The organism is Streptomyces sp. NPDC102402 (assembly GCF_044765765.1).
Lineage (GTDB): Bacteria > Actinomycetota > Actinomycetes > Streptomycetales > Streptomycetaceae > Streptomyces.
In genome coordinates, this window is record NZ_JBIWKR010000022.1 from 30,006 (window position 1) to 47,722 (window position 17,717).

Here is a 17,717-nt window from a genome sequence, read left to right on the forward strand (position 1 = left end):
ACGGCGGCACCCGGGCCGGATCACGCGGGGACTTCGAGTTCCTTCAGGAACGTCTCGAAGGACTTGAGCCCCGTGTGCACGGTGCGCAGCGCGGAAATGTCGGCCTGGTAGCCGTGATCCTGGAACCACTCGAACATGAGGGCGATCTCGGGTGCGTTGGGGATGTACGGGTTCGACGCGACCGTGTCCAGGTGGAGTTCATGGAAGCGGGCCGGTGTGCCGGTGCGGGTCGCGAAGGCCTCGGCCACCTCGTCGGCTGTGAGCTCGTCGCCGGCGATCTCCAGCTTCCGCCCGAGGTACTCCCCCGGCTTGTCGAAGGCTTCGGCTGCGAACCAGCCGATGTCCTCGACCGCGATGTACTGGACGCGTGTGTCCGGCTTCAGCCCCAGGGCCACGACCCGGGTGCCGTCGACGACCTCCGGCAGGTGGGCGGCGAAGTTGTCCATGAAGAACGTCGGCCGCAGGACGGTGTTCGGCACTCCGAGCTCGTCGAGGTACAGCTCGATGTGCCGCTTGGAGTCGAAGTGCGGTACGCCGCTGTGACGGTCCGCGCCGCCCACCGAGCTGTAGACGACGTGTGCCACGCCGGTGTCCCGGGCGGCGCGGGCCACCGCACGGCCCTGACGGACCTCACCGCCGAGGCCGGCCGGTGTCATGAAGTTCTGCACGCTGAAGACTCCGTGCACACCGTTCATCGCGGTGCGCAGCGAGGCCTCGTCGTTGAGGTCGCCCTCGACCAGCGTGGCGCCGAGCTCGGCCAGCGCCTGTGCCGCGGGGGCGTCCGGCTTGCGGACGAGTGCCCGCACGGTGCGGCCCCGGGCCAGCAGGGCGCGTGCGGTGGCACCGCCCTGCGCGCCGGTACCACCGATGACCATGACCGGTCCGTGGTTCTGCGGGGTGTTGCCTGTCTCGCTCACGGGAGTCTCCTCAGCTCCTCAGCCGAACAGCGACGCGTTCGCCGCCGCCCACGCGCGGTACGGACCGGGGTCGCGGCCGGTCAGCTCCCGCACCGCCGGGCTCACCCCGGCCCACGGGACCTCGGGGCTGTGCAGGGCGGCCACGTTGGTCACCGCGGCCGGGCGGTCGCCCGTGATCCCGGTGAACACGTCGACGACCTCCTCCTGCGGCGCCACCGAGAACTCCAGCTCCCGGCCCAGGACCTCACCCAGGATCCGCGCCTGCTCCTCGGAGGTGAGGACCTCGGGGCCGGTGAGCAGGTACGACTTGCCCTCGTGGCCCTTCTGCGTCAGCGCGACGACGGCCACGGAGGCGATGTCGTACTCGTCGATCGGCGCACCGGGGTTGTTGCCGATCCAGTCCCGGACCCGGTTCTCCTCCCGGACCGTCTTGATCCACCAGGACGTGTTCGCGTGGAAGGGGCCGGGGCGCAGGAACGTACAGGCGACGCCCGACGCCTCCAGCGCCTCCTCGGCGGCACGGTGCTCGTCCGCGATGCCGTGCGGCACCGGGTGCTCGACGCCGCCGGAGGAGAGCAGCACCAGCCTGGGCAGGCCCGCGGCCTTCGCCGCGGCGGCGAACGTGGCGGCCTCTCCCGCCACATCGCCCGACAGCACCACCAGGGCCGCCTCGACGTCCTTGAGCGCGACGGCCAGTGCGTCAGCGTCCCCCGGGCTGCCCGCCACGACCTCGACGGCCTCCGGCAGATTCGCCTCGGCGGGCTTCCTGCTCAGCGCCCGGACGTCCTTGCCGAGCGCCACGAGCTGCTCGACGGCCTCACGACCGACCTTGCCGGTCGCTCCGGTCACCAGAATCATCGTCAGGCCCTCCAGCCCTCGGGGCTGGGCCACGGCGAGCCCAGCTGGCGGTAGGTGCCCTGGTAGTCGGGCCAGTCGCGGTGGTCGCGGATCTTGCCGTCGACGAAGCGGATCAGGTGGATCTGCTCGCCGGAGAACTCGCGTCCGGTCGCCGGCATGCCGACCAGGTCGCCCACATGGGTTCCGTAGAGGACGAGGTTGGCGCGCACCCACTCGCCGTTCTCCTCCAGGGACACCTCGACCAGCCGGGCCTCCTCGGAGAAGGTCATCCGGAGCCACTTGACGGCCATGGCGAAGGAGTCCGGGCCGCGCAGGTCCATGTGTTCCATGGTGGCGGGGTTGAGGTAGTCGGGATGGATGTACTCGGCGACGTCATCCGTGTTTCCGGTGTTGTACGCGTCGACCATCCGGCGCACTGCGTCGAGCTGGCTGCTCATGGGCTTCCTTCCACGGTTGTCTTTCCTACGGTTCGTTGGGGTATCGGCGTGCATCTTTCCGCGTCCGCACCATCGGGGGAAGCGACGTCCAACGCCCGTCGAGCGGGAGTGGGCCGGTCCTCCAGCGGCTCTGGCACAGCCCTTGCGAAGGCGTCCACGCCAAGGCTCCGGCCCGTCACGTCACGGCCCGTGCGACCTGCTGGGTGCGGGCTCCCGCGGCCCGCCGTGCCGCGGGAGCCGGGATCTCAGGTGACCGACAGCGCGCCGTCCACCGCGAGTACGGTGCCGTTGGCGTACGAGGCCTCGGGGCGCGTCAGCTGCACGATCCACCAGGCGATGTCCTCGGGCCGGCCGACCCGGCCCGAGGGGATGCGTTCGGCCATCTGCGCGAGGAAGCCGTCGTAGGCCTCCTGCGGCATCCCGGCCCGTACGCCCACGCCCGTGTCCACCACTCCGGGCGCGATGCCCACCGAGCGGATGCCGCGCGGCGCGAGCTCGACGGCCCAGGTGCGGGTCAGGAAGTCCATGGCCACCTTCGCCATGCCGTACACCGAGTTGTCCGGCCACGCCCGGAGTCCCAGCGAGCCCGCCGAGCTGACGTTGACCACGACACCGCCGGTGGCCTCCAGCGCGTCCAGCGCCCGCTGCGTCAGGAACACCGGAGCCAGGAGGTTGGTGCCGAGGTGGGCACCGACCGTGTCGCGGTCCAGGCCCTCCAGACCGGTGAAACCGGTCACCGCGGCGTTGTTCACCAGGACGTCGAGCCGGCCGAACTCCCGCAGCGCGGTCCGGACGACGAGCTCGGGCGTCTCGGGGCGGGAGATGTCCGCGGCCAGCACCCGGATCCGGGAGTGGGGGGCGTCCGCGGTCTCCTTCAGGTTTGCCTCTCCGCGTCCGACGACGAGGACGTGCGCGCCGTCGTCGGCGAAGGCGCGGGCGGTGGCGGCCCCGATGCCGGTACCACCACCGGTGACGACGACCGCCTTGCGAACCTCGCTGTTTGTCACAGCCGCCTCAGAAACACAGGGCGGTGTTGACACCGCGGATGACGGCCTGTTCGGCGTCGTGGCCGAAGTCCTTGTCGCCGATGGTGAACGACAGCTGCACACGAGCGTGCAGGTCACGCGTGGTCGCCGCGAGCGTGGCGTACCCGGGGATGCCCGCGCCGTGGCCCCACAGGTCGAGGTTCTTGTCGTTCTGCAGCTTCATGATGCCGAGCCCGTAGCCGATGCCCATCGGAAGGTTCTCGATCATCTCCGGCGGCAGTGCCGTGATCATCTCCGCGAACTGCTCCTCGGCCAGCAGCTTGCCGCCGAACAGGCCCGAGAAGAAGGTGTCGAGGTCCTTGGTGGTCGAGATGATCTCGCCCGCGCAGCCGGCCTCGGACGGGTTCATCAGTGTCACGTCGACCGGCTCCCCGCCGATCTCCATGTAGCCGCGGGCGTGCGGCTCCGGGATGTTCGGGTCGTCGCCGGGCAGCACCGTCTCGGTGAGGTCCAGAGGCCGCAGTACGCGCTCGGTGATCTCGTCGCGGTAGGAGCGGCCGGTGACCTTGTTGATGAGCAGGCCGATGATGAAGTAGTTCGTGTTGCAGTACATGAACTTCGTACCCGGCTCGAACTCCAGCGGCTTGGCGGCCGCGATGGCGATGAGGTCCGTCGGCTCGTAGTGCTTGTAGCGGTCGCGCAGAAAGCGGTCGCCCGGCTTCTGGAACGAGTCCATGTAGTTGTACAGACCGCTGGTGTGCTGCATCAGGTTGCGGATGGTGATCTTCTCGCCGTACTCCGGCAGCAGCCCCGGCAGGTAGCTCTCGACCGTGCTGTCGAGGTCGATCTTGCCCTCGGCGACCAGCTGGAGCACCACGACCGCGACGAACGGCTTGGTGATGCAGGAAATACGGAAGCGGCCGTCCGCGGGAACCGGCCGGTCCGTTCCCAGCTCGGCGATGCCGGAGGTCACGACGAAGGACTGCTCGCCCCGCGCGACACGGAACTGCACGCCGGCAGCGCCGAGTTCCACGAGCCGGTCCGCGGCGCCCTGCACAGCAGTCTGAAGGGCCGAGGTCTCCGGCCGGGAGATCGTCGTCTGGGTCATGTCGGAAAAACCCCCATGGGTCCAAGGCGTGTGATGCGGGTACGGGCAGCGTCCCCACGGCCGGTAGCGGCACGGCCGGAGGGCGGTGGAGCGGAGATGGAGAGGGGTCTGCGACGTGTCCGTCAGGTCAGGTCGTCGCGGGTGACCAGGCGGGCCCGCACCTGGAGCCGGCCGTCGGCGTCACGCACGAGGACGTCCTCACAGACACACATCCGGTGCACACGTGACCCCTGTCCCACGGTGGAGGCGTAGACGACGGCGTACGAGCGCACCTGCACGGTGGCGTCCTCCTGCGGGCGCACGTCGAGCATGCCGATGACGTGCCGGTGCTGTTCCTTGGCCTCGGCCAGCTGGGCGTGGGCGCGCCGGGTCGAGGCGACCAGAGCGGCCCGGCCGCGCACGGGCTCGGGCAGGGTCGGCACGTCGAACGTGGCGTCCTCGGTGAACGTCTCCGCCCACTCCTGCGGACGGTGCAGATCAAGCAGCTGCATCTGCCGGGCGTAGTACTGCTGCACCTCGGCGTACAGCACTGCGGCCTCGGCAGCGGGCAGCCGGACGGCGGTGGCGGGGTCGGCCAGGATGGTCACGGAGTTCTCCGGTCGTCGGTGGTCAGCACGTGGCTGCTGCGCGCCACAGTGGGCGCCCCGGGTCGAGCCCTCTTCGAAGAACCCTCGACCCCGTGTCCTCCACCCCGCGTCCAGCGCGTTCCGAGCCGGGCGGGACAGGGTCGGAACTCCGACCACTCCTGGAGGAGAGAAATGACGGCACCCACGAACCCGGTGGCGCTGGTCACCGGTGCCACCAGCGGCATCGGTCTGGCAGTCGCCCGCGACCTGGGCCGCCGCGGCCACCGGGTGTTCCTCTGTGCCCGTACGCCCGAGAAGGTCGCCGAGACGGTGGCGCAGCTGCGTGCAGAGGGCATCGAGGCCGACGGCACCGCGGCCGACGTGCGCGACCGCGAGTCGGTGACCGCGCTGGTCGCCGCGGCCGTAGCCGTGTTCGGCCCCATCAGCGTCCTGGTCAACAACGCCGGCCGCAGCGGCGGCGGCGTCACGGCCGACATAGACGACGACCTCTGGTACGACGTCATCAACACCAACCTCAACAGCGTCTTCCTGCTGACGCGTGAGGTGCTGAAGAAGGGCGGCCTGGAGGACGCCCCCTACGGCCGGATCATCAACATCGCCTCCACCGCGGGCAAGCAGGGCGTGGTGCTCGGTGCCCCGTACTCCGCGTCCAAGCACGGTGTCGTGGGCTTCACGAAGGCTCTGGGGAACGAGCTGGCGCCGACCGGCATCACCGTGAACGCGGTCTGCCCGGGCTATGTCGAGACGCCCATGGCCCAGCGGGTGAGGGCCGGCTACGCGGCCGCGTACGAGACGACGGAGGAGGCCGTGATGCAGAAGTTCACGGCGAAGATCCCGCTGGGCCGTTACGCCACCCCCGAGGAGGTCGCGGGCCTCGTCGGCTACCTGACCACCGATCTCGCCTCGTCCATCACCGCGCAGGCGCTGAACGTCTGTGGCGGGCTCGGCAATTTCTGACCGGAGGAGACACAGTCCGATGACGAACGAGCAGACGGACGGGCGGGTCCACCGCACCGTCCACGAGGTGGAGACCGAAGCCCCCGCCGATGTGGTGTACGGGCTCATCGCGGACACCGCCCGGTGGCCGCTGTTCTTCCCCCCGAACGTGCATGTGGAGCAGCTGGAGTCGGACGGCACCACCGAGCGGCTGCGGATGTGGGCCACGGCCAACGGCGAGGTCAAGTCATGGACCTCGCGCCGTGTGCTGGACCCTGCCGCGCGCCGGATCGAGTTCCGTCAGGAGGTGTCCGCGGCTCCTGTGGAGTCCATGGGCGGTACCTGGATCGTGACCGGACTCGGGCCGGAGCGTTCACGGTTGACCCTGCTGCACGACTTCACGGTCGTCGGTGACGATCCGGCGGACGTCGACTGGGTCGAGCGGGCCACGGACAGCAACAGCCGTACGGAGCTGGAGAACCTGCGCGAGCTGGTCTCCGGCTGGAGCGCCCTGGAGGGACTGGTGCTCTCCTTCGAGGACTCCGTGCGCATCGACGGTTCCGCGGAGCGGGTGTACGCGTTCCTGGAGCAGGCCGGCAGGTGGCCGGAGCGGGTGGCGCACGTGGACCGTCTCGAGCTGACCGAGGACGGGACGGGCGTGCAGGTGATGGCGATGGACACGCGGACCGCCGACGGGTCGGTGCACACCACCGAGTCGGTGCGGGTGTGCTTCCCGGAGGACCTGCGGATCGTGTACAAGCAGACGGCCACGCCTGCCCTGATGGCCGCGCACACGGGCCGTTGGACCGTGGTGCCCGCCGAGGGCGGCGGGGTGGTCGCCACCTCGCAGCACAGCGTGGTCCTGCGCGAGGAGCCGATCGAACGGGTTCTGGGTGAGGGCGCGGACGTGGTGCGGGCGCGCGGGTACGTGCGCGAGGCGCTGGGGCGCAACAGCACGGCGACGCTCAACCTGGCCAAGGCCTTCGCTGAGAGCGCCGCGTAGGCCGACGGAAACACCTGGCTGCCGGACCCCTCGTCGGGGTCCGGCAGCCAGGTGTTTCCGCGGGTGTCCGGCCCGCCGGGTGGCGGGCCGGACTCAGGCCCGGGAGACCAGGGTGTCTCCGTGGTGCACGACCATTTCGTCGAAGAGTGCACCGATGTCGAGGGGGGATCCCTCGGGCAGGCCGCGCTCCTCCGCGTAGGCGCGGTGGAGGTTGGGGACCAGTCGTTCGGAGTCCAGCCGGTCGGTGTAGGGGCCCAGGTCTGCTTCGCGGGCCAGCTCCAGCGGGGTGAGGCCGGCGGCGACGCCCTGTCGGGCGAGGTCCTGGAGAAGGCGGAAGTACCCCTCGTCGGCGTCGAGGAGTTCGGTTCCGCCGACGGGTCCGTGTCCGGGGACGACGACAGCCGGATCGAGGGCACGCAGCCGTTCGAGGGCGCGTAGGGAGCCGGTGACGGAGCCCATGGCGCAGAACGGCGTGGCGCCGTTCATGACGATGTCGCCGGTGAACAGGACACGTCGGCCCGGCAGCCAGACCACCGTGTCGTTGGTGGTGTGGGCGGCGGGGCCGAGGTGGATCAGCTCGGCCGTGACGGAGCCGGTGTGCAGAGTGGTGCGGTCGCGGAAGGTGAGGTCCGGGGGACGGACCTCGATGTCGCCCCAGCACACGTCGGGCCACAGTCCGGTCAGGTGCAGTCCCGCCGCCTCGACGAGGGTGCGGGTCTGCTCGTGGCCGATGACGAGGGCTTCGGGGAAGACGAAGTTGCCGAAGGTGTGGTCACCGTGGAAGTGGGTGTTGACCAGCGCCCGGGGGGGCCGGGGGGCGAGCCGCAGGGCGGTCTCGCGCAGCCGCCGTGCGCGGGCCTCGGTGGCCGCGGTGTCCACGAGGGTGCTGTGTCCGCCGTCGGTGATGATGCCCGCGTTGTTCAGGCACCAGCCGCCGTCGGGCTGGACGTAGGCGTGGACGCCGTCGGCCACTTCGGTGACGGTCGCGTCGAGGGTGGCGGCCGAGGTGGTCACTGTTCGTCCGTCGGCACGAATCCCAGGTCCTTGAGCATGGGCAGGTAGTTGAAGACGTCGTAGTGCTCGATGATCTTGCCGTCCGCGTCGAAGCGGAGCTCCTCGAGCATGTACCAGGTGACCTTCTTGCCGGTGGGGGCCTTCCCCATGAACTCACCGAGGTGGGTGGCGTTCACGGTGATGCGCAGGATCACCCGGTCGTCCTCGGAGACGGCGCTCCTGACGTCCAGGTGGAGGTCGGGGAAGGCGGCGAGGCCGCCCTTCATGGCGCCGATCATCTGCTGGGTGTCGACCTGACGGTCCTCGGAGTAGTGCCGGATGTCCGGCGCCCAGTGCTCGAGGATGCCGTCCAGTTCCCAGCGGTTCCAGGCGGCGGCGCAGTCGAGCGCGATCTGCTTGTTGCGCTGCTGGATCGTGCGGGTGGCGGGGATCGTCGTCCCGGCCTGTGCGGCGGTCATGTGGGTGGTTCCTCTCAGGGGATCAGGACGTACTTGCCGACCACGCGGCCGTCCAGGAGTTCGCGCAGGGCGCGGGAGGCCTCGTCGAGCGGGAGGCGGCCGGCGATCTCGGGGCGCAGGACGCCCTGGCCGAGCAGGTCGTACATCGTGGCGAGATCAGCCGCGAAGTTCTTTCCGGGCTTGACGTAGTACATGCGCATGCGGCGGCCGCCGGTGCGGCCGAGGAGACGGGCCGCGGCGTGGGTCAGGCCGCGCCGCATGGCCGGCACGTGGGGGCGGAACCACTGGCCGGGCCGGTAGCCGGCGACGGAGGAGTCGAACGAGACGAGGGTTCCGCCCGGAGCGAGCACCTGCCAGCTGTCGTCCAGTCCCCTGCCGCCGATGTGGTCGAAGACGGCCGTCACGCCCTGGGGGGCGAGCCGTCGGACGGCGGCGGGCAGGTCGGTGGTGCGGTAGTCGAGGGGTTCGGCGCCCATGGCGCGCACGGCGTCGTGCTTGGCGGGCGAGGCGGTGCCGATGACGCGCAGCCCGTGGTGGACGGCGATGCGGGTCAGCACGGTGCCGACGCCGCCGCTGGCTCCGTGGACGAGCACGGTGTCACCGGGGGCGGCGTCGGTGAGCCGGTGGAGCATCTGCCAGGCGGTGACGCCGTTGGTGACCATGGCGACGGCCTCGGCCGCGTCCAGGTCCTCGGGCAGCCGGGCCAGGCAGGAGGCGGGGATCTCCGCATACTCCTGCCAGCCGCCGTAGCGGGGCATGGCGGCGACACGGTCGCCGGGCCGCCAGTCGGTGACGCCGGCACCGACCTCGACGATCCGGCCGACGACGTCGTAGCCCGGGACGAAGGGGAAGCGGGGCGGGAAGGGGTGCAGGTGCTGGAGCATCTGCACCTCGGCGTAGGAGACGCCGGCGGCCTCGACCCGGACGACGACCTTGCCACGCCGGGCGGCGGGCCGGTCGGCGTCGTACGTCTCGATGTGCTGCTCGGGCTCGCCGCTGCCGGTCATCCGGACAGCTCGTCCCGTGGTGCGGGCGCTGCGGCCCGCCTCGGTTCCCGCGGGGGCGCTCATGCGGCGGTCCTCGCGGTCTGCGGGGCGAAGGCGTCGGCGTGATCGACGGCCCACTGGGCGAAGGTCAGCGCGGGGCGGCCGGTGATCCGCTCCACTGCGTCGACCGGGGCCGGCGGGTTGACGACGGCGTCGGCGAGGTAGCCGAGCACCATCTCCACGACGGGCGGGGGCATGGCCTGGCCCATCTGTTCGCGGGCCTGGTCGGGAGTGATCTCCTCGAAGGCGACGGGCTGTCCGGTGGCGGCGGCGATGGCCGCGACCTGGTCGCGCTGGGTGATCGCCTCGGGGCCGGTGAGCACATATGCCTGACCGGCGTGGCGGTCGTCCAGCAGCGCGGCGGCGGCGACCGCGGCGATGTCCTTCTCGTGGATCAGGACGCGGGGAGCGTCGCCGTAGGGGGCGCGGACGGCCCCCTCCTCGCGGATGGAGTGGCCCCACTTCCACAGGACGTTGGTGGCGAACTCGTCGGGGCGGACGAAGGTCCACGTGAGGCCGGACTCCTGTACGGCCCGCTCCACGGTGCGGTGGTACTCGCCGCTGTGGTTGTCACCGGACTCGTCGAGGACGGAGGACGAGGAGAGCACCACGATGTGCCGGACGCCTGCCTGCCGGGCGGCGGCGACGATCTCGCGGGCGGTCTCGGGGACCGGGAAGAGGTAGAGCTTCTCGACGCCGCGAAGGGCCTCGGCCACGCTCGCGGGGTCGGTGAGGTCCCCAGCGAACACCTCGGCCTGTGCGGGCAGCCGGGCCGCGCCGGGATCGCGGGTCAGGGCCCGCACCGGCACGTTCTCCGCGATGAGCCGGTCCACCACGTGGCGGCCCACGGATCCCGTAGCGCCTGTCACCAGTACTGTCACGGCAGTTCCACCCTCGTCACCCTGGGTCTCAGCTCGGTGAGACGTCTCGGTCGGTCTGTGGTGACAGAGTCGGGTCCCGGTCTGGAGAGATCCCGGAGAGCTGCTGGACCGGGGCCGGGCCGCCGGCACCGGCCTGTTCGGCGATGTGAGCCGCGATGCCGTCCAGGACGCGGCGCAGACCGAAGGCGAAGCCTCCGTCGTGGCCGAATCCCGCGCCGGGTTCCTCGAAGACCCCGGACATCCACACGCGGGTGAGGGTCGGGTAGCGCGTGAAGGGGATCAGCCGTTCCAGGACCGGGCCGCTGCGCTCGAACCACTCCTGGTGGCTCAGGCCGGTACGTCGTTCGTCCTGCAGGGCGTCGGTCTCCTGGACCACGGCGCCGCGGACATAGCCGTTGACGAGGTTGACGACGGCGAGCATGTCCGGCTCGGTCAGACCGGTACCGGCGACGGCGCGCAGGACGCCGTCCCACAGCGCGGTCTCGTGAGGTCCCATCAGCATGCGGGATCCGAACAGGGGTGGCATCCAGGGGTGGCGGCGGGCGATGTCCCTGATGTCGTTCGCGTACAGCTCCAGGGCGGCTCTCCAGTCGTTCTCGACCCCGGACAGGGAGACTGCCTCCGACAGGACTTCGTCGAGCATGCAGTTGACGAGTTCGGCACGTCCGTGGACGTAGGTGTAGAGGGACATGGTCGATACCCCTAGCGGTTCGGCCACTTTTCTCATCGCCAGCGTGTCCAGGCCCTCGGCGTCGGCGACTGCGATCGCGGTGTCCACGATCCGGCTGAAGGTCAGTTGCTGCTTGGGTCCCCGAGTACGGGGGGCGGGCTCCTGGTGATCCCGCCAGAGCAGGGCGAGGGTACGCGCCGGGTCTGCCGGACGGTTCTTTCTGGCCATTTTCGTGACATCCTCTCGTCCCGGAAAAGAACTCCGTACTGTATAAAGGGTTTCCCTTTATGGCATACGGAGTTTATGCCCTCACCCCCATGAAGCACAGGAGGCATGAGACTTGTCCGCTCCCTCGTCCGTCCCCACCCCCACCGCTGCCGCTGCCGCTGCCGCTGCCGCCAAGCGTGACGAGAAGGAAGGGAAGAAGAGCAGGAAGAAGTTCGAACTGAGCCGCAGGGCACGGAAGCTGACACTCGCGGTCCACGTGGTCACCTCCGTCGGCTGGGTCGGCCTCTCCCTGGCCATGGTGGTCCTCGCCCTCATGGGCTGGACCACCGACGACCCCGCCGTCGCCAAGGGTGTCTACAAGGCGATGTACGTGTTCGACGACACCGCCGTCACGGTGTTCAGCGTGTTCGCCGCACTCAGCGGGATCCTGCTGTCCTGGGGCAGCGCCTGGGGCTTCATGCTGCACTTCTGGATCATCGTGAAGTGGCTCATCACCCTCTTCATGACGATCTTCGCCTGGTTCGTGATCCACCCGATCGTCACGCAGGCCGCGAAGAACACCGCGGACACCGGCTCCTCCTCAGGGCCCGGCTGGTCCGGCGACTTCCTCGTGTGGAGCGTGCCGGCGCTGTTCGCCCTGCTCACCACCGCCGCGGTCGTGTCCGTCTACAAACCGTGGGGGCGCACCGCCCGGGGCAAGGCCAAACTGCCCGCGGCACGCCGCAGGAAGGCGGCGGCGAGCACCGACGGGGCCTGAACCGTCAGCGACCGGGCCCACCGACGCGGGCCCGGTCGAAGTCCGCGACCCACTCGGTCAGGCTCCCGGCCGTCAGCAGGCCGGTACCGATCAGCAGGCCGTCGAACCCGGCGCCCAGCAGACCGGCAGCCGTCCGCGGGCCGTCGATCCCACTGGCGCTGACAGCGCACCGGGTCCCGGTCCCCCGCACCGCCGGCAGCAGAGCGGGGCTGCGCGCCAGATCCCCCGCACCCCGCTCCCCCGTCGCGATGTCCTTGTTGTTGACCGCGACCACGCAGTCCTCGCCGTACCGCACGGCGGCCGCCTCAGCCGCACCGGCGACCTCCACGAACGGCGTCAGCCCCAGCTCCAGGGCCTGGCCCGTCAGCCGCTCCAGCGTGCCGGCCGCCAGCAGGCGAGCCGTCAGAAGCACGGCCGAGGCCCCGAGTTCACGGCTACGGCGCAGCTGGCCGCGGTTCGTGACGAAGTCCTTGCGCAGCAGCGGGAGAGAGGTCAGCGAGGCGACCTCGGCCAGGAGCCGCTCGGTGCCCCCGAACCACCGGCCGGTGACGACGGACACGCACGGGGCACCCGCCGCCTCGTATCCGGCGACGATTTCGGCGACCGTACGACCGCCGAGCAGCTCCCGGCCGTCGGCGTCCTGGCATTTGACCTCCATGATCATCGGGCGTGGGGCGCGGAGCAGCGCGGCCGCGAAGTCCGTACTCATGCCGCGGCCTCCCCCCGCACGCCCCGTTCGCCTCGCCAGGCGTGCACCACCGCGCCCGCCGCCCGGGCGTCCAGCGTGCCGAGCGGGCCCCGGGCCGCGGAGTCCACGTCGATGCCGAGCAGCCTCGGGTGACGCAGCACGGCCCCGAAGGCGTCCCGGTTGCCCGCGCCGAGGCCGCCCGCGAGCAGGAACGGCAGTGTGGTGCGCGCCGCGAGGCGGAGCACCGCGGCGGGGTCCGCGCTGCGCCCGGTGCTGCCGATCCTGCCGTCGGCGGCAGCCGTGTCGAACAGCAGGCAGTCCGCACCCGCCCGCTCGTACGCGGCGACGAGCGAGCCCTGCAGGCAGTTCCCTTCGGGGTCCAGATGCAGGACCTTGACGATCCGCAGTCCGGGCGGCCCGTCGCGACGCAGCCGGCGTACCAGCGAGGGTGGCTGGAAGCCGTGCAGCTGGACCCACGACACCCCCGCGTCGGCCACGAGCGCGAGCAGCTCCCGCGCGTCGCCGCAGAAGGTGACCAGGACCGGGTCGGCGCCCCCGGTCCGGTGGACGGCACCGGCCAGCCGGGCGAACCGGTCCGCGGCCAGGTCGTGCGGGCCGTCCGGGATCCCGTACCACAGGCCGACGAGGTCGGCCCCGGCCCCGGTCACCGCCCGCACCTCCTCCTCCGTCGTGGCGCCGCACACCTTGACCAGCATCACGCGGACACGGTCCGCGCGGCGTCGGCCTCCAGCGATCCGGCGGCGAAGGCCGCGGCACCGCCGGACCGGAACAGACGCGGGTGCGCGATCCGCAGGTCGGCCAGGACCCGCTCGTAGGGCAGGTCGTCGAACTCACCGTGGAAGCGCAGGAACTCCATGTACCGGCGCCCCTCGGCGTCGAACGGGTGGTAGAGGCTGTCGGCCGTGCCGTCGAATTCCAGCGGCGCCATCCGGTACAGCCGGCACAGCTTCTTGTTGAACACCGGGGTCGCCTTCACCCAGCGGCCCTCCAGACGGACCGAGGTGAGGCCGTGGTGGTGGAAGACATCCCCGCCGACGAGCTCCTTGAGCCGCTCGGAGGCGAGGTGGTTGCGGACGTCGGCGAGTACGAGACGGGCCGGGATACCGAGCGAGCGCAGAGCGGCCGCGTACAGCACGGACTTGTGCAGACACATGCCGGACCCGGTGCGCACCACCTGGCTGGCGCGCAGCCCCTCGCGGGAGAGGTCCGCGCCGTACACCTCGTAGTGGATGCCGTCGCGGACCGCCCGGTAGAGCGCGACCGCGGACTCGGTCGGCGTGCCCGGGCCCGTGGGAAGCGCGTCGGCGACGAAGCCGCGCACCTCGTCGGACTCGTGGTCGAGGAACTCGGTGGGGCGCAGGGCGTTGGTAGTCATGCGGCGTACTGCTTTCGTCGGGGTGGCGGGGCTCGGCGTCACAGGCCGAGCAGGGCGGCGATGCGGTTGCGCTGGGTCTCCGAGGTGCCCGAGTAGATGGTCCCGGCGACAGCGTTGCGCAGCTCCTTCTCGATGCCGTACTCGGCCATGTAGCCGTTGCCGCCGAAGATCTGCACCGCGGCCAGGGCGGACGCCACGTTGGCCTCACTGGTGACGAGCTTGGCGATGGCGATGTCCTCGGTGACGTTCTCGCCGGCCGCCATCCGCTCGCCGGTGTCGTAGAGCCATCGGCGGGAATTCTCGACGCCGATGCGCAGGTCGACGATCCGGTGCGAGACGGCCTGGTTGGAGCCGATGGGCCGGCCGAACTGGACGCGTTCCTTGGCGTAGGCCAGGCACCGGTCGAGCCGGTGGCGCATCTCACCGGCGTTCACCACGAACGTCAGCAGGATCTCCCAGCGCATCACGTACTCCATGACGAGGTATCCGCCGCCGACCCGGCCCAGGACCCGGTCGGCCGGAACGCGGCACCCGTCGAAGAACAGCTCGCACAGCGGGGAGGTGCGCAGACCCATCTTGGCCACGGGGGCGCCGACGGTCAGGCCGGGGGTGTCGTGCTCCACGAGGAATGCGGTGTAGCCGAGCGGTCCCGGCCGGTCGCTGGTGCGGGCGTAGACCGTGAAGAGGCCGGCGACGGGGCCGTTGCTGACGAAGGACTTGCTGCCGTCGAGGACCCAGGTGTCGCCGTCACGGCGGGCGCGGGTGCGCATGGCGAGAGCGTCGGAGCCGCTGTCCGGTTCACTGATCGCGTGGGCGGCGATCAGCGAACCGGAGCAGACGGCCGGCAGGTAGCGCTCCTTGAGCGCGTCCGAGCCGAAGCGCTGCAGCGGCACCCCCGTGCTTGCCAGGTGGGTGCAGACGGAGAAGTTCAGTCCGGCGTCGCGGCAGCCCTCCCCCAGCCCCTCCAGCACGTACATGGTGGTGGGCAGGGACAGGCCGAGACCGCCGTAGCGCTCCTCGAAGGGCAGGCCCATCAGGCCCGCGTCGGCCAGCAGCTTCCACTTGTCGTGGGGGAAGGCGGCGGCGGCGTCCTGTTCCACGTGTCCGGAGTTGAGCTCGTCCAGATAGGGGGCCAGGCCGTCGCGCAGGGCCTGCTGCTCGGTGCTCCACTTGATCATGGGGATGTCCGCTCGGAGGCTCAGTACTGCGAGAAGTCGGGCGAGTCGAGGTTGTGCGTCTCGTTGCCGTGCAGGGCCGGTGTGAACACGCAGACCAGGCGCAGGTCCTCGTGCGGGCTGGCGATCAGCCAGTGGGCGTCGTGCTGGTCCAGGGCGTAGAGGGTGCCGGGGGTGATCGGGTGGGAGTTGCCGGCCTGGTCGACCACCTCGCCGCTGCCCTCGATGCAGTAACAGGTCTCCAGGTGGTTGCGGTACTCCAGGCGGGACTTGGTACCGGCCTTGACCACCGTGTCGGTGACCGAGTAGCCGACGCCGTCGGACTGGGTCAGAAAGCGGCGACTGAGGCCGTTGCCCCATTCGATGCTGGCGACGCTCTCGAGCCTGCGTACGATCATGATGAGATTCCCTTCGTGGTTGCGGTGACAGGTGTGGACGGGATGCGCGGCGGTGGTGGCCCGGCGCGTAGCTCCCGGACGAAGGCCGCGAACTCCTCGACCGGGTCGCGGTGTTCGGTGAGGGCCCGCTCGATGCGGTCGACGCCCGCGCTGCCGACCACGACAGACTGCGCCCCGAGCCCTACGAGCCTGGCGATGTCGGCGGCGGTGCGCACGCCGAAGCCCACGGCGACCGGGGCGGCGGCGTCGGCCTGCAGCGGGCCGAGGACCTCGGCGAGGAGCCGCTCGTCCAGGGGAGCCCCGGTGCCGCTGCGGCCGTAGTGGGCGACCAGGTACAGATAGGCGGAGGCCTGTGCCGCGGCCTCGGCCCGCACCCTCGGTTCCGATACGGCGTAGCAGGTGGTGACCGCGGGCAGGGAGGCCCGGGCGGCCGCCTCCAGGTATGGGGTGCGCGACCGGGGCGGCAGCCCGTGCAGGAGCAGGCCGTCACAGCCGGCGTCGGCCACCGACCGGGTGAAGTCGCCCAGGCCGGTGCCCTTGACGGTGTGGCTCCAGTCGGCGAGCAGCGCGATGCGCAGGCGGCGGAGCGTGGGCCGGGCCGCGGCCACCGCGTCGAGCACGTCCCGGGTGGTCACGCCCTGGGCCAGGGCGCGGCGGGCGGACCGGCGCACGACGGGCCCGTCGGTGACCGAGTCGGGGAAGGGCACGGCCAGTTCGAGGCAGTCGACGTCGTTCTCGTCGAGCATGGCGAGCAGGTCGGGCAGCAGGTCCAGGGGCGGGTCGCCCGCGTTGAGGAACACCGCGAGACCGGGCCGCCCCGGACGGCGCCGGGCGAAGAATCCGGTGCGGTCAGGCAACGGACACCACCCGGGTGCGCAGCCGCTCGACCAGTGCGTGGGCGCGACCGTCGTGGATCGCGGCACGGGCCGCGGCCAGGGCCGCGTGCCAGTCGGCGGTGAGACGTCCGGCCACGGCGAGCGCGGCGGCGTTGAGGCACACGGTCTGCTCGGCGACAGGGTCGCCCTCGCCGCGCAGCAGATCGAGGAAGTGGCGGACCACGTCGGCGCCGCCCGTGGTGACCGGGGCGAGGTCGCCGATATGACCGGGACTCAGGTTCAGCGCCTGCGGCCGCAGGGTGAACTCGTCCTCTCCTCCGCCCTCGTAGGTGCGCACGCGGTTGGGGACGAAGCCCAGGAGTTCGTCCGCGCCGAGGTCGTTGGTGCACAGCCACACGGTGCGTCCGGTACGCCGCGCCGTGTGCTCGGCGGCCTTGCGGACAGCGGGCAGCATCCTGGGGTCGGAGACGCCTGTGAGCTGCGCGGCCGCCGGGAGGCCGGCCAGGAAGGGCCCCAGGACGTTGACGAAGCGGCCGATGTCGCGCAGGTCCATGGGCAGCGAGGCCCGGGCGAGCAGGCCGATCTCGTCGGGGTACACGAAGGTCCCGGCGAAGGCGATGCCGTCGCGCTCGAGCACCTCGGCCGTCTGCTCGTAGGAGCCGGTGAGACCGATGCCGAGAAGCCCGAGGAGGTCCATGGAACCGCAGCCGCTGGTGTAGGCGCGCGAGCCGGTCTTCACGACCTTCGCGCCCATGGCGGCGGCGGTCAGGGCCGCGGCGGTGGAGATGTTGAAGGTGCGGGGCCCGCCGCCGGTGCCGACGACGTTGACGGTGTCCCGGAAGGGGGCGGCCGACGGAGGGCGGCGTTCGTCGAGCGAGTCGAGCAGCGCGGTCAGCGTGGCGGCCTCGGGCGGTGTCGTGGACAGCGAGGCGAGGAGGGCCACCGCCTCGCCCCGGCGCAGTCCTCCGTCGTGGAGCCGGTCCCACAGGGACCGCCAGCTGTCCCGTTCGACCGGTCGGCTGCCGCCGATGAGGGTGACCAGGGCGTCGTGCATGGTTACGCCGCCCCGGCCCGCTGCGCGAGGGCGTCCGTCACGAAGGAAGCGATGGCGGTGACGGAACGGAAGGCGTCGGGGTCGAGGTCGATCTCGTCGGTGTCGATGTCGTACGTCGACTCGATCCAGGCGATGACCTTGAGCAGTCCGAGGCTGTCGATGACGCCTTCGTCGAGGAGGTCGAGGTCGGCGTCGAGGTCCTGCGGGCTCACGTCCGGCAGGAACTCCTCCACCACGAACCTCTTGACGGCGCTCAGGTCGTGAATCGTGTCGGTGTCGGACAT

At 71.1% G+C, this 17,717-nt stretch carries 22 protein-coding genes; 3 read left to right on the forward strand and 19 right to left on the reverse strand.

Annotated features, from left to right (window positions below; translation table 11 throughout):
- Positions 1-20 precede the first annotated feature (20 nt).
- From ACIRJR_RS34560 to ACIRJR_RS34585, 6 genes are all read right to left on the reverse strand, one after another.
- Entirely contained in the window at positions 21-917 is an 897-nt protein-coding gene (locus ACIRJR_RS34560; RefSeq protein WP_403788285.1) for an NmrA/HSCARG family protein, read from the reverse strand.
- 18 nt (positions 918-935) lie between these two features.
- Positions 936-1,775 (reverse strand): NAD(P)H-binding protein, encoded by an 840-nt coding sequence (locus ACIRJR_RS34565; protein ID WP_403788387.1) that lies wholly within the window; start codon positions 1,773-1,775, stop codon positions 936-938.
- 2 nt (positions 1,776-1,777) lie between these two features.
- Complete coding sequence (locus tag ACIRJR_RS34570) at positions 1,778-2,212, reverse strand: SnoaL/DnrD family polyketide biosynthesis methyl ester cyclase (RefSeq protein WP_403788287.1); 435 nt, start codon at positions 2,210-2,212, stop codon at positions 1,778-1,780.
- A 245-nt stretch (positions 2,213-2,457) separates the two neighbouring features.
- Positions 2,458-3,219 carry an SDR family NAD(P)-dependent oxidoreductase gene (locus ACIRJR_RS34575; protein ID WP_403788289.1) on the reverse strand — a complete coding sequence of 254 codons (762 nt, stop codon included), beginning with the start codon at positions 3,217-3,219 and terminating at the stop codon, positions 2,458-2,460.
- Positions 3,220-3,226: 7 nt separating this feature from the next.
- A complete protein-coding gene (locus ACIRJR_RS34580) occupies positions 3,227-4,306 on the reverse strand; it encodes a serine hydrolase domain-containing protein (protein ID WP_403788291.1) in 1,080 nt (359 codons plus the stop codon).
- A gap of 122 nt (positions 4,307-4,428) precedes the next feature.
- Positions 4,429-4,893: a nuclear transport factor 2 family protein gene (locus ACIRJR_RS34585; protein WP_403788293.1), complete on the reverse strand. Its 465-nt coding sequence runs from the start codon at positions 4,891-4,893 to the stop codon at positions 4,429-4,431.
- 171 nt (positions 4,894-5,064) lie between these two features.
- On the opposite strand from ACIRJR_RS34585, the gene fabG reads away from it, so the two are divergent.
- Together fabG and ACIRJR_RS34595 are read left to right on the forward strand one after the other, a co-directional pair.
- Positions 5,065-5,850, forward strand: coding sequence for a 3-oxoacyl-ACP reductase FabG (fabG, locus tag ACIRJR_RS34590; RefSeq protein ID WP_403788295.1), 786 nt, complete (start codon positions 5,065-5,067; stop codon positions 5,848-5,850).
- A gap of 19 nt (positions 5,851-5,869) precedes the next feature.
- Positions 5,870-6,832, forward strand: coding sequence for an aromatase/cyclase (locus tag ACIRJR_RS34595; RefSeq protein ID WP_403788297.1), 963 nt, complete (start codon positions 5,870-5,872; stop codon positions 6,830-6,832).
- A 93-nt stretch (positions 6,833-6,925) separates the two neighbouring features.
- Here the strand turns inward: ACIRJR_RS34595 and ACIRJR_RS34600 are convergent, their stop codons facing one another.
- Genes ACIRJR_RS34600 through ACIRJR_RS34620 form a run of 5 tightly spaced genes read right to left on the reverse strand, consistent with a single transcriptional unit; the run spans position 6,926 to position 11,129 of the window.
- The gene (locus tag ACIRJR_RS34600; protein ID WP_403788299.1) at positions 6,926-7,846 is read right to left on the reverse strand and encodes an MBL fold metallo-hydrolase; all 921 of its coding nucleotides are present in this window, start codon (positions 7,844-7,846) and stop codon (positions 6,926-6,928) included.
- Positions 7,843-8,304 (reverse strand): ester cyclase, encoded by a 462-nt coding sequence (locus ACIRJR_RS34605; protein WP_403788301.1) that lies wholly within the window; start codon positions 8,302-8,304, stop codon positions 7,843-7,845. Before ACIRJR_RS34605 ends, ACIRJR_RS34600 begins: the two co-directional genes overlap by 4 nt.
- 14 nt (positions 8,305-8,318) lie before the next feature.
- Entirely contained in the window at positions 8,319-9,374 is a 1,056-nt protein-coding gene (locus ACIRJR_RS34610) for a zinc-binding dehydrogenase (RefSeq protein ID WP_403788303.1), read from the reverse strand.
- A complete protein-coding gene (locus ACIRJR_RS34615; RefSeq protein WP_403788305.1) occupies positions 9,371-10,231 on the reverse strand; it encodes an NAD(P)H-binding protein in 861 nt (286 codons plus the stop codon). The genes ACIRJR_RS34610 and ACIRJR_RS34615 overlap by 4 nt, the downstream gene beginning before the upstream one ends.
- Positions 10,232-10,259: 28 nt before the next feature.
- Positions 10,260-11,129 (reverse strand): TetR/AcrR family transcriptional regulator, encoded by an 870-nt coding sequence (locus ACIRJR_RS34620; RefSeq protein ID WP_403788307.1) that lies wholly within the window; start codon positions 11,127-11,129, stop codon positions 10,260-10,262.
- Positions 11,130-11,241: 112 nt separating this feature from the next.
- Here ACIRJR_RS34620 and ACIRJR_RS34625 point away from each other — a divergent pair, with 112 nt between their 5' ends.
- The gene (locus ACIRJR_RS34625) at positions 11,242-11,886 is read left to right on the forward strand and encodes a hypothetical protein (RefSeq protein WP_403788309.1); all 645 of its coding nucleotides are present in this window, start codon (positions 11,242-11,244) and stop codon (positions 11,884-11,886) included.
- Positions 11,887-11,890: 4 nt separating this feature from the next.
- Here ACIRJR_RS34625 and ACIRJR_RS34630 read toward each other — a convergent pair whose 3' ends face one another.
- The 8 genes from ACIRJR_RS34630 to ACIRJR_RS34665 are packed head-to-tail and all read right to left on the reverse strand — an operon-like array spanning position 11,891 to position 17,717.
- Positions 11,891-12,595 (reverse strand): indole-3-glycerol-phosphate synthase, encoded by a 705-nt coding sequence (locus ACIRJR_RS34630; RefSeq protein WP_403788311.1) that lies wholly within the window; start codon positions 12,593-12,595, stop codon positions 11,891-11,893.
- Entirely contained in the window at positions 12,592-13,290 is a 699-nt protein-coding gene (locus ACIRJR_RS34635; protein WP_403788389.1) for an N-(5'-phosphoribosyl)anthranilate isomerase, read from the reverse strand. The genes ACIRJR_RS34630 and ACIRJR_RS34635 overlap by 4 nt, the downstream gene beginning before the upstream one ends.
- Complete coding sequence (locus tag ACIRJR_RS34640) at positions 13,290-13,970, reverse strand: transglutaminase family protein (protein WP_403788313.1); 681 nt, start codon at positions 13,968-13,970, stop codon at positions 13,290-13,292. The genes ACIRJR_RS34635 and ACIRJR_RS34640 overlap by 1 nt, the downstream gene beginning before the upstream one ends.
- 38 nt (positions 13,971-14,008) lie before the next feature.
- Positions 14,009-15,148 (reverse strand): acyl-CoA dehydrogenase family protein, encoded by a 1,140-nt coding sequence (locus ACIRJR_RS34645; protein ID WP_403788315.1) that lies wholly within the window; start codon positions 15,146-15,148, stop codon positions 14,009-14,011.
- A gap of 20 nt (positions 15,149-15,168) precedes the next feature.
- Positions 15,169-15,543 carry an ectoine synthase gene (locus ACIRJR_RS34650; RefSeq protein ID WP_403788317.1) on the reverse strand — a complete coding sequence of 125 codons (375 nt, stop codon included), beginning with the start codon at positions 15,541-15,543 and terminating at the stop codon, positions 15,169-15,171.
- Positions 15,540-16,400: a tryptophan synthase subunit alpha gene (trpA, locus tag ACIRJR_RS34655; protein WP_403788319.1), complete on the reverse strand. Its 861-nt coding sequence runs from the start codon at positions 16,398-16,400 to the stop codon at positions 15,540-15,542. Before trpA ends, ACIRJR_RS34650 begins: the two co-directional genes overlap by 4 nt.
- Complete coding sequence (locus ACIRJR_RS34660; RefSeq protein WP_403788321.1) at positions 16,393-17,433, reverse strand: hypothetical protein; 1,041 nt, start codon at positions 17,431-17,433, stop codon at positions 16,393-16,395. Before ACIRJR_RS34660 ends, trpA begins: the two co-directional genes overlap by 8 nt.
- Positions 17,434-17,435: 2 nt before the next feature.
- On the reverse strand, positions 17,436-17,717 hold the full coding sequence (locus tag ACIRJR_RS34665) for a phosphopantetheine-binding protein (RefSeq protein WP_403788323.1): 282 nt from the start codon (positions 17,715-17,717) through the stop codon (positions 17,436-17,438).

Bases quoted from the DNA above. Each gene is read 5' to 3' on its own strand.
- ACIRJR_RS34565 (WP_403788387.1), bottom strand. From the start codon at position 1,775: ATGATTCTGGTGACCGGAGCGACCGGCAAGGTCGGTCGTGAGGCCGTC.
- ACIRJR_RS34570 (WP_403788287.1), bottom strand. From the start codon at position 2,212: ATGAGCAGCCAGCTCGACGCAGTGCGCCGGATGGTCGACGCGTACAAC.
- ACIRJR_RS34580 (WP_403788291.1), bottom strand. From the start codon at position 4,306: ATGACCCAGACGACGATCTCCCGGCCGGAGACCTCGGCCCTTCAGACT.
- fabG (WP_403788295.1), top strand. From the start codon at position 5,065: ATGACGGCACCCACGAACCCGGTGGCGCTGGTCACCGGTGCCACCAGC.
- ACIRJR_RS34595 (WP_403788297.1), top strand. From the start codon at position 5,870: ATGACGAACGAGCAGACGGACGGGCGGGTCCACCGCACCGTCCACGAG.
- ACIRJR_RS34605 (WP_403788301.1), bottom strand. From the start codon at position 8,304: ATGACCGCCGCACAGGCCGGGACGACGATCCCCGCCACCCGCACGATC.
- ACIRJR_RS34610 (WP_403788303.1), bottom strand. From the start codon at position 9,374: ATGAGCGCCCCCGCGGGAACCGAGGCGGGCCGCAGCGCCCGCACCACG.
- ACIRJR_RS34620 (WP_403788307.1), bottom strand. From the start codon at position 11,129: ATGGCCAGAAAGAACCGTCCGGCAGACCCGGCGCGTACCCTCGCCCTG.
- ACIRJR_RS34630 (WP_403788311.1), bottom strand. From the start codon at position 12,595: ATGAGTACGGACTTCGCGGCCGCGCTGCTCCGCGCCCCACGCCCGATG.
- ACIRJR_RS34635 (WP_403788389.1), bottom strand. From the start codon at position 13,290: ATGCTGGTCAAGGTGTGCGGCGCCACGACGGAGGAGGAGGTGCGGGCG.
- ACIRJR_RS34640 (WP_403788313.1), bottom strand. From the start codon at position 13,970: ATGACTACCAACGCCCTGCGCCCCACCGAGTTCCTCGACCACGAGTCC.
- ACIRJR_RS34645 (WP_403788315.1), bottom strand. From the start codon at position 15,148: ATGATCAAGTGGAGCACCGAGCAGCAGGCCCTGCGCGACGGCCTGGCC.
- ACIRJR_RS34650 (WP_403788317.1), bottom strand. From the start codon at position 15,543: ATGATCGTACGCAGGCTCGAGAGCGTCGCCAGCATCGAATGGGGCAAC.
- ACIRJR_RS34660 (WP_403788321.1), bottom strand. From the start codon at position 17,433: ATGCACGACGCCCTGGTCACCCTCATCGGCGGCAGCCGACCGGTCGAA.
- ACIRJR_RS34665 (WP_403788323.1), bottom strand. From the start codon at position 17,717: ATGTCCGACACCGACACGATTCACGACCTGAGCGCCGTCAAGAGGTTC.